General features: G+C 67.7%; 4 protein-coding genes and 1 pseudogene. 1 reads left to right on the forward strand and 4 read right to left on the reverse strand.

Going from position 1 to position 8,061, the window contains the following annotated elements; translation table 11 throughout:
* A pseudogene (locus D7X55_RS31145) lies at positions 1-434 on the reverse strand (DNA/RNA non-specific endonuclease); the annotation flags it as partial.
* A 165-nt stretch (positions 435-599) separates the two neighbouring features.
* On the opposite strand from D7X55_RS31145, the gene glsA reads away from it, so the two are divergent.
* Positions 600-1,604 carry a glutaminase A gene (gene glsA, locus D7X55_RS31150; RefSeq protein ID WP_120552473.1) on the forward strand — a complete coding sequence of 335 codons (1,005 nt, stop codon included), beginning with the start codon at positions 600-602 and terminating at the stop codon, positions 1,602-1,604.
* Positions 1,605-1,631: 27 nt separating this feature from the next.
* Here glsA and D7X55_RS31155 read toward each other — a convergent pair whose 3' ends face one another.
* From D7X55_RS31155 to D7X55_RS31165, 3 genes are all read right to left on the reverse strand, one after another.
* Positions 1,632-6,248: a cytochrome-c peroxidase gene (locus tag D7X55_RS31155; protein WP_158626449.1), complete on the reverse strand. Its 4,617-nt coding sequence runs from the start codon at positions 6,246-6,248 to the stop codon at positions 1,632-1,634.
* 448 nt (positions 6,249-6,696) lie between these two features.
* Entirely contained in the window at positions 6,697-7,188 is a 492-nt protein-coding gene (locus tag D7X55_RS31160) for a hypothetical protein (protein WP_121724964.1), read from the reverse strand.
* Positions 7,189-7,320: 132 nt separating this feature from the next.
* Positions 7,321-8,061, reverse strand: a 741-nt coding sequence (locus D7X55_RS31165) for a nitrilase-related carbon-nitrogen hydrolase (protein WP_304988908.1), incomplete at its 5' end; no start/stop codon positions are given.

Here is an 8,061-nt window from a genome sequence, read left to right on the forward strand (position 1 = left end):
TCGTAGTCGTTGCTGGGGTTCTCCGCGTCCCCCCACTGCCCCACGTTCGTCTGACAGGAGTCGACGCGCGGCGCGGCGGTGATCTTCGGCAGGTCCTTGTACGCCCGGTTCGGACGGCCCACGCTGTCGATGAAGTAGTACTCGCCGTCGAAGCTGTGCCACTTGCTCCGGTCCGTCGACGGGAAGAACTTCGGGCAGTCGCTGATCAGCTCCGCGGTGACGTTCCCGTGGGCCACGTACCCGATGCCGTAGGGCGCCAGCGCCTCCCGGATCTCCTCCTCCGTGTGACTGTCGAAGAAGTCCATGAGGCCGGTGGGGCCCCCGAAGTCCTGCTCCAACTGACCGGCGACGTCTTCCCCGCCCAGGTCCTCGACGCCGCAGCCACCGAGCCACAGCCCCACCACCGCGATTGAGACCTTGTTCAGCATGCGCATGCACCCCGCTCCTTTTCGCGGTCTCGATTATCAATAAAACGAGAAACACACGAGAAGAATGCGACAGCCGTTTTGCATGAAATCTGTCACAGCCCTCCCGGGCCCCTGAGTGCTCGAGCGGCTGTGTGCCATTGACACGCAGGGAGATGGAACGAAGGTTCCAGAATGGACTCGACAGGCGAGTGCCCCTTCATCTCCACCGGGCAGCTTCCACCGGCGCAGCGCGTCCAGGCGTTGATGGACGAGGCGTACCAGCGCTACCAGGGGAACACGGAGGGAGCGTGCTCCCAGGTCTACCCTGCCCTGGCGCGGGTGGATCCCCGGCTCTTCGGCGCGTGCCTGGTGGACACCGACGGCGGCGGCCATGGGGCCGGGGACGTGGACCATCCCTTCTCCATCATGAGCGTCTCCAAGCCGTTCCTCTTCGCGCTCGTCTGCCAGGCCCTGGGCCCCGACGTGGCCCGGCGCAAGCTGGGGGTCAACGGCACGGGCCTGCCCTTCAACTCGGCCATGGCCATCGACCAGAGCCCGGACGGACGCACGAACCCCATGGTGAACGCGGGCGCGCTGGCGACCACGGGCCTCGTTCCCGGCAGCAGCCCCGAGGCCCGGTGGACGTTCATCCATGAGGGGTTGTCACGCTTCGCCGGACGCACGCTCGCGCTCGACGAGGAGGTGTATGCCTCCGCGAGGCGGACCCACCATCGCAATCAGGGGCTCGCCTTCCTGCTGCACGGTCTGGGCTGCCTGGAGGCGGATCCCGTCCTCACGACGGAGCTCTACACCCGCCAGTGCTCCCTGGCCGTGACCGCCAGGGAGCTCGCCGTGATGGGAGCGACCCTGGCGGACGGCGGCGTCAACCCGCTCACCGGCACGCGCGTCGTGGACGAGGAGGTCTGTCATTACACGCTCGCGGTGATGGCCACCGCGGGCATGTATGAAACCTCCGGGGACTGGCTCTACGACGTGGGCGTGCCGGGCAAGAGTGGCATTGGAGGCGGCATCGTCGCCGTCGCGCCGGGAAAGGGCGGGCTGGGCACCTTCGCCCCGCTGCTCGACCCGGCGGGAAACAGCGTCAAGGGACAGCTCGCCGCGAGGTTCCTGGCCCCGCGGCTGGGATTGAGCCTGTTCAGGTCGCGGCCCCCGTCATGGCCGCGACCTGCAAGGTGACACGAAGGCTCGTTTCAGCGCCCTTCGTCAGCGGCAGAGGTAGTTGTTACTCCACTGCTGGGGATCCGAGGGCTCGTACCACGAGGTGCACGTCCTTCCCGGAATCGGCCCCTGCTCGGACCACTCGAAGACGAGCGGTGAGTTCTGGGGCAGGCAGATGAAGTTGTCGTGCCATGCCGTCTGGGCAGGCTCCGTGCTCTCCGTGACCTGCGTGCAGCGCATCCCCGCGGGCGGGGTGCCCACGGAGCTCCACTGCATGCCGATGTCCCGGTTGGAGCAGAGGTAGTTGTCGAGCCAGCCTCCCGCCGCATCGCTCCCCTCGCTGACGGAGGTGCACACCTGCCCCGCCAGCGGGCCCAGTACGGAGAACTGGAGCACCAGCGGCTCCTCCCGGTAGCAGAGGTGGTTGTCGGCCCAGGTCGCCGGGTCCTCCGGCTCGTTGATTTGCGCGCAGGTCAGCCCCGGGAGGGGCCCGCCCTGGGACCAGGAGAACATCGCGTCGGCCGCGGGCGGCACGCAGAGGTAGTTGTCCGTCCACGTCGTCGAGGCCGCCTCCGCGTCCTCGCCAACCTGCGTGCAGCGCATGCCGGCGATGGGGCCAGCCATGCCCCAGCGCATGCCGATGTCCTTGTTCGCGCAGAGGTAGTTGTCGTCCCAGCCGTGCGCGGCGTCGAGCGGCTCATTCATCTGCGTGCACGCCATGCCGCCGATGGGGCCCTTCGCGCTGAAGCGCAGCTTCAGCGGCTCGTCGTAGCAGAGGTAGTTGTCGCCCCAGGAGTGGACGTCTTGCGAGTCGCTGAAGCGGACGCACGCCTTGCCGAAGCGGGGACCCGCCATGGACCAGGTGAACTGGAGCGGAGAGCTGTTCGGGACACAGAGATAGTTGTCGCCCCACGCGTTCTCGGGAGGCTCCGCGCCCTCGACGATGGCGGTGCAGCGCATGCCGGCCACCGGCCCGGTGAAGCTCCAGACAAAGCCCCGGTCCTGCGGAGCGCACAGGTAGTTGTCCGCCCAGATCCCGCCGGGGTGCGTGGGCTCCTGGGTGTTGACGCAGACCATGCCGGGGATGGGGCCGTGGTCACTGAAGGCGAGCCCCTCGAAGCCCTGTGTGACGACAGGCCCCGCGTTGCGGAGTGTCACGAGGAAGGCCTCCAGGGCGTCCAGCTCATGCGCCGACAGCGCGAGCGGGCGCAACTCCGGGTCCACCACGCGCAGGCCGTCACGCACGCGTCCCGGCGGATTGCCCCCGCGGTTGTAGAAGTCCAGCACCTGGCGCAGCGTGGCGTGGCTGCCGTCGTGGAAGTACGGCGCGGTGGTGGCCACCTCCCAGAGGGTGGGCGTCTTGAAGGCGCCCGGCGTGGCGGCCACGCCCGTGTCGTGGGCGAGTTCGTCCGTGAGGTTGGAGCCCACGTGGCAGGCACTGCACCGCGCCTTGCCCTCGAAGAGCTCCTTGCCCAGCTGGATGAGCTCCGGCCGGTGCAGGGTGCCCTGTCCGTCCACCATGGGCTTGCCGGAGGCGATGACCGCCTCGCCCAGCGAGTCCACGCTGATCTGCACCAACTGGTAGGCCGTGAGCGCCTGCTCCAGGTGGGTGCGGGTGACGGGCGTGTTGCCGTAGACGGCCGCGAAGCCCTGGCGCAGCGACACCTGGTCCGCGCCGGCGTTGATGCGCTCCAGGATCTTGTCCAGGTTCCCGTTCAGCTCGCGCGGGTCCACCACCGGCTCCAGCGCCAGGTCGTTCAGGTCCTGCGAGCGGCGGGCGAAGAACTGGTTGGTGCCGAAGACGCGGTTGACCACCGTGGGCACGTTGAGCGGCACCGGCTGCACGCCCCGCGCCGTCGTGCGCCCATCCATGAAGGCCTTGTCCGGATGGTGGCAGGTGGCACACGACAGGAGCTCGCCCGTGCACGGCTGGGTCGCGCCCGTGCAGTCCTGGGCCTGGCTGACGCCCGCGGCATTGGTTGACAGCACCGGCGACTTGAACAGCGCCTCTCCCACCGCGACGAGCTGGCGGAACGCAGCCGCCTGCCCCGGCTGGAGGAAGGGACTGAAGGACGCGGGCACGCGCAGGTCTTCCTTGCGGACGAAGCGGGGGAAGCCGTTCGGCTTCAGGCTCAGCCCTCGCGGGTTGGTGGTGCTGAAGTAGCCCGCGAGGAGCGTCTCGGCCTGGGTCGGCGTGAGGAAGTCCTGCCGGCCGGAGAAGGCCCCCGCCGACGCAGCGAGCTCCTCGAAGGGCACCGCGGCCGAATGGAACATCAGCTCGTCCATGAAGAGCACCTCGCCGGAGGGGCAGTTCGTGCACACCCCCGAGGGCCCCACCTTCATGATCTCCCCCGAGCCGGCCTCGGCCGTGCCGGTGAGGATGGCACCGGCCTCCAGCGGGAGCGAGTGGACCACCGCTCCATTCACCATCAGGAAGACGCGGCCCTCGTCCGGGGCAACGCGCAGCGCCACGTGACGCCAGCCCACCGCCTGGGTCGCGACGGAGGCGGTCAACGGGAAGAAGGGCAGACTGTTCGGGGCCACCAGCGTCAGCGTGTGCGCGCCCGTGGTGGGGGAGACGTAGTTGACTTCCGCCAGGAGCACGCCGCTCTGGAGGTACAGCCTCCACAGGCCGTGGTGCCGGGCCAGGGTCATGCTCATCGCGGAGGGGTCGGACAGCATCAGGAAGGCCACCTCGGCGGTGAAGCCGCTGCTGAAGTCCTGTCCCGCGAGGCAGCCCTTGTTGCGGCGGCAGGCCGGAGCATCCACGGCGTTGACCGCCACGGAGACGGAGCCGGTCGCATCCATGCTGATGGCGGTGCCCCGGAAGCCGGACAGGTACCGCTCGTCCTGCTGCGCTCCGTAGACCTCGCCCACGAAGCGCGCCCCGTTCTGGAGCCGGCCCACATAGGGATGGATGTTTGGCGGAGTCGCGATGTTCGTCTCCGGGAAGTCGGTGTTGCTGGAGATGTCCTGCGTGAGCTTGTGCGCGCGCAGGACGGGCGGCGTGAGCTTCGACGCCGCGACCTCATAGAACATCTCGTTCATCGGCAGGTGCAGCAGGCAGTTGGGGCTGATGCTGCAGGAGAACGACGTCTCCCAGTACTGCATGTTCGTCGCCTTGGGCGTGTTCACCTCGGGGATGAGCCCCAGGCTCACGTACTGGGTGCGCGCGGCGTCGAGAAGGCCCTCGCTCTGCGTCATGAACTGGAAGAGCGGCCACTGGCGATGGATGGGCAGGGAGCTGCCCTGCGGTGCGCGGTTCTCCGCCCAGAACCCCGTCGCCGTGTTGAGGAACATGGGAGAGAAGGGCCGATGGACAAACGCATCCACCGCCGGAGGCGGCGTCATCAGTTGCTGCGGATTGAAGCGCCGGAAGTTGATGGTGCTGTCGAGCCGGCGAATCATCCAGCCCGTGTGCTGGCCGAAGGCGTAGAACTGCATGCCCGTGCCGCTCTCGTAGCTCTGGGCGAGGTCCAGGTCGGCGTCAGCCAGGTCGCCGTGAATGGCCACGTTGGGGCGGCAGAAGACGTCAGTGCCTTCTGGCGTGATCCACGTGTAGCCGCAATAGGTGTCCGAGGGACGGGAGCCGTCCGCGAGGAAGAAGGGACGCGCGGCGAGCGGGTACACGCGCGCGAAGTCTTCGTATTGCGTGGCCGTACAGGTCGGCTGTCCGGTGGTGGGATTGAGGTGGCGGCAGATGCTCCGCACGCCCTCCACGTCGTTGGCCACGTCGTCGAAGAGGTTGAAGAAACTCCGCTGGACGGTCCAGGTGTCCGGATTCCAGGGGGTCTCGTTGTACGTCCAGATGCCGCGCTGGGCGGACACCAGCCTTGCGTCCGCGGTGACACTGGCCTCGAGCGCGTAGAGATAGGCCGGCCCTCCCGCCTTGGCCGGACTGATGGAGATGTGGACGTCGCTGGTGAACTGGGCGGAGACGACGTTGGGAGCGGCGGCCCGCGCCACGGTGCCGGTCGTCGTGTCGGGGCGACGCGCATCCACCACCACGACCGCCTCCGCCTGGGTCAGGACCATGGCGCCCGTGCCATTGGGCTGGCCGTCCGGCTTGCCCTGCTCCGACAGATAGGGCTGGAAGTAGATGAGCCGGTAGCACTCGAACGGGCCGCCCGGGGCCACGACCGCGTCGCGCGTCGAGGGCGTGGCGTTGAGGCAGTCCGCCGCGGCATTGACCGGGAAGGGCTTGCCCGAGGGGGAGTACCGGGGATCCAGCGCGAGCGCGCCCTGCCCCGGCAGGTCGAAGGGCCTCAGGTAGGAGGTGGGCCCAAGCACGGCATCGGGGCTTGGGTTCTGGGGATCCACGAGCGTGATGTTTCGGCGGATGAGCGGAGGGAGCGCCAGATCCACGGTGCTGCCATGGGCCATGGACGTCTGGAAGATGGGCGCCCCCAGTGCAGTGACCTCCATGATGGGGTCGGCCAGGGCGGTGAACCGGGCACGCCACACGCCCTCCGCCACTGGATAAACCCGGACGCCGAGCCTTCCATCCGGAGTCAGCAGCAGCGGATCGAACTGCTGCGTGACGAGCGCGTTGCGCAGGGAGATGGAGCCAGGGCTGGTGATGGGGGCGCCCGTCAGGGGCGCCGTGCCTTCCGCCAGCTGCTCCTCGGGACGTTCCTGCCCCTCCTCCGTACATCCAGGCATGACGGCACATGCAACGACGAGCGGCACGAGTGCCGCCCACGAGCTTCCACTTCTCATATGGGACTTCCCCCTCAAGGGGAGCCCCTTGGCCAGCCCCCCGTAATGACACACACGTCTCGGAACGTGCGCGCCTGATTGCCTTGAATGTGTGGAAAGGATCCCCTGTAAAGCAGGGGCAGCCCTTCACGGTCGTGGATGCAAGCAGCCCTGAAGGCACACTCCTCCGGAGAGGAATCGGGCCTCGGGGTCGACTCGAATGAAGGGGAGCTACAGCGACAACAGGGCCAGACCAGTACCAGAGTTCAAGGAGTTTGCAAACCCTGTGTGCTGGGCACCTTCTTGACGCTGCTCGACCCGGTGGGGAACGGCGTCAAGAGATTGAGCCAGCCCAGGTCGCGGCCTCCGTCATGGCCGCGACCCAAGGCTTTGCCGCCTGTTGCGTCAGCGATTACCAGCTTCCGTCGTAACCGGTGCCGGTCCGGAGGGTCAGGTAGGTCTCGTCGCAGCGGTGATCGATGTTGCCATTCGCATCGTAGTCGCACTCATAGACGCCACTGCCGATGTAATAGCTGTGACCGCCCGCCGCCAGGTTGGCGCTGCGGTTGGTCCTCATCGAGGTGTTGTACTTGTAGTCGTAGAACGTGGAGAGGTAGTTGAGCTGGATGGCGGAGCTCAGGTTGACGGGGATGCTCCGGGCGCGGTCGGCCCAGAAGGTGGCGTAGTACGCCGTCTCCACGTGGACGTAATAGGTGTCCTGATACCGCGCGGTTTCGACCGCCTCCAGGGTGACGAAGGGCACGCTCGTCAGCGCGGCGCGGCTGTCGACGACGGAGGACGCCACCACCTCTGTCTTCTGCTCAGCGGGAGCATCCATCTCCGGCTGGCAGGCATACATCAGGGGAAGCAGCGCGAAGGTTGCGGCAAGGAAGGTACGGTTCATGGGGGTCGGTGCGAGTCGTTGGTTGGGTTGTCATTGGGCCGGGAAAGGCCCGGCTTGATTTGAATGAATTCCCGAGAAGAAAAACAATGCAATAAATTCCGCGAAAGTTTTCCCAGACTCGTGGAAATGAAATCAAGCATTCTGACTGTAAAGACTATCGGCGCGCCGGCGCCTCATGATGAGCCCTTGGACGGAGGCCTGGAGCACCCAGCCCAGCGCGACCAGCCCGGAGAGCAGCCCTATTGAGTCTCCGATGCGCGCGTAGAGCGTGGGCACCCGGCCCACTGGCAGCTCCGCGCGCAGCACGCGCTCCTCCGCCGTGAAGTGATCCAGTTCGCCATACACGCGCCCGTAGCCATCCACCGCCACGGACAGCCCCTGGTTCACCTGCCGCACCATGCTGAAGCCCTGCTCCACCGCGCGGAACACCGCCTGCCGCGTGTGCAGCGGGCTGATGCCCTTCCAGTCGCTCGACGGCAGCAGCAGCAGTTCGAGCCCCCGGGCCGAGGCGCTGGCGAAGACCCCCGGGAAGTCCCCGTCGAAGCAGATGGCGCCTCCCAGGACTCCCACGCCGGGGGCCTGGCTCACCGCCGGCTCCGTGCTGCCCGCGATGGAGTGCTCCGCCTCCCACCCCGGCACCGGCCGGGACTTCACGTAGCGCCAGGCCACCTTGCCCTCCGGCCCCACCAGGATGAGCTCGTTGCGCAGCATCCGCTCCGCGTCGGGCGTCAGGCTCGCCACCGACATGCCGAGCCACACGCTCCGCTCACGCGCCAGCGCGCTTCCCCGCGCGACGAGCGCATCCAGCTCCGCGGCCAGGACCACCGCGTTCCCCTCGGACCAGAGGAGGAGCTGTCTCTTATACACAGCTGA

Source organism: Corallococcus sp. AB049A, assembly GCF_003668885.1.
Taxonomy (GTDB): Bacteria; Myxococcota; Myxococcia; order Myxococcales; family Myxococcaceae; genus Corallococcus; species Corallococcus interemptor.